This is a genomic window from Pseudomonas sp. P5_A2_2, from assembly GCF_054177685.1.
In genome coordinates this window covers 1-2,234 of sequence record NZ_JBGCUL010000748.1, presented here as the reverse complement: position 1 = coordinate 2,234, position 2,234 = coordinate 1, and the positions used below count along the sequence as shown (strand labels likewise).

1 protein-coding gene is annotated in these 2,234 nt (G+C 61.7%); it reads right to left on the bottom strand.

The genetic code is table 11. From position 1 onward, the window contains the following. Positions 1-2,234 (bottom strand): response regulator (locus tag ACXRVY_RS25125; protein WP_458238533.1); only part of this gene is annotated, 2,234 nt, incomplete at both ends.

Below are 2,234 nucleotides of genomic sequence, written 5' to 3'. Positions count from 1 at the left end.
GTCGTAACGCTGGGCTTTCATCGCTTGCAAGGCTTCTTCGCCGTTGCAGGCTGTATCCGGTTGCAGGTTGAGCTTGCTCAGCATGCCGCGGATCACCTTGGTCGAGATGCTGTTGTCTTCGGCCACCAGAATGCGGAAGTCGCAGGGGACCTTGACCGGCAGGACCTGGCCGCTTGGCACGGGCTGCGTAGCGACGAGACCTTTGTTGCGTTGGGTCAGTTCGTCGGCCAGGGTGGTCTTGAGGGTGTAGCCGGCTACCGGTTTGGCGAGGATGCGCTTGATCCCGGAGTTGCGCGCGATGATCTTGCTCGGTGCGTTGCTGATGCCGGTGAGCATGATCAGCAGGATGTCATGGTTCAGGCTCGGGTCTTCCTTGATCTTGGCCGCCAGTTGCATGCCGGTCATGCCGGGCATGTTCTGGTCCAGCAGGACCACATCGAAGTAATCACGCAAATGAGCCTTGGTGCGCAGCAGTGCAAGCGCTTCCTTGCCGGAAGGCGCGGCGCTGACGTTCAGGCCCCAGGCACTGCATTGCTGCACCAGCACCTTGCGACAGGTGTCATTGTCGTCCACCACCAATACCCGCGCACCTTGCAGCGGACCGTCGAGGTCGGAGGTCGGGTGTTCGAGGTGATCCGGGTCCAGCGGCAGGGTCAGCCACAGGGTGCTGCCCTGGTTGCTGCCTATCTTGATCCCGAACTCCCCTTGCATCAAGCGGATCAACYGACGAGCAATCACCAGCCCCAGGTTGCCGCCCAGGTGGGTGGCCGAAAGGAAATGCCGGCTGTGCAGTTCGGCGTGCATCAGGGCGTCGCGTTCTTCGGCGTCCATGGGCTCGCCGCTGTCCTGCACGGCAATACGCAGGCGCGGTTTGTTGTTGCGCTCGTCGAGCGCCACGACGATCAGGATTTCGCCTTCATCGGTTTTTTTCAGGGCGTTTTCCAGCAGGCTCAACAGGGTCTGGCGCAAGCGTGTCGGGTCGCCGCTGATCACCCGCGGCACTTGCGGCTGGATGAAGCTGATCAACTCGACGTTTTGCTGCTCGGCCTTGGCGCGGAAGATGCTCAGGCAGTCTTCGATCAGCGCGTTGAGGTCGAACTGCACATCGTCCAGCTCGATCTGCCCGGACTCGAGTTTTGAGATGTCGAGAATTTCGTTGATCAGTGTCAGCAGCTCGTTGCCGGCGCTGTGGATCGTCTGCACATAGTCGCGTTGCTTGACCGAAAGCGGCGTGCCCAGCAGCAGCTCGGTCATGCCGAGGACGCCGTTCATCGGGGTGCGGATATCATGGCTGATCTTCGCCAGGAACTCGGTCTTGGCGTTGATCTCGGCGTTGCTGGCCGCCAGGTCGCGGCTGATGCTGAAACGGTCTTCGGTGATGCGGCGCTGGCGCTCGCTCAATGCAATGCTCATCAGCAGGCCGCTGATGCAGATGAACACCAGCAAGGTGGTGAGCAGGCCATGGGGTTCGATCAGGGTCAGCCCCAACARGGCAGGCAGGATGATCAGTGTCCCGAGGTTGAACACCACCATGGCCACCACGAAGAGGCGAGCCGGGCGATAACCTTTTTGCCAGTGATGGGCGCTGATGAACAGCATGGTCAGGCCTGCCAGGGCTACCAGGCCGTAGGTAATGAAGTTCAGCGGCAAGGTATTGACGAACAGCAGCACCAAGCCGCAGGCGGTGATGAGCAGGATCTCGCCGAGCAGCAACCGGTTCAGCGGGTGCGGCCCGAGCGGGGAGAAGAAGCGATAGGCAAGCATCAGGCCGCAGGGCGCAGTCATTAACAATGCCAGGTAAGCCCCCGGCGTTTGCAGTGCATGCCAGTCCGGCAGCCAGGGACCGGCGAGGTTCAGCAACAGCAGCAGGCTGAGCATCAACAACCCTTCGCACGTCGCCAACCAGAGGGCGCTGTGCGAGCGGGTGTAGGCGTAGCGGATGAGATTGTGCAGGATCAGCATGGCGATGCAACCGAACAGCAGGCCATAGATCAGCGTCTGGTTCTGGTTGGCAGCCGCGAGGATCGCCGATTGCAGGGTGATATAGGGGCGTAACTGGTGGTCGGAGGCCAGTCGCAGGTAAACGTCGAGGGGGGTGTCGCTTTGCGGCAGGGCCAGCATGAAGTCGCTGCTGGGCAGTGGTCGCTCGGATTGCGGCTGTTCGGTGACCGTGCGGGAGTGATCGAGCACCGTGGCGCGGACCCGCACGGCCAAGTGTGACGGGCGCATGTCAG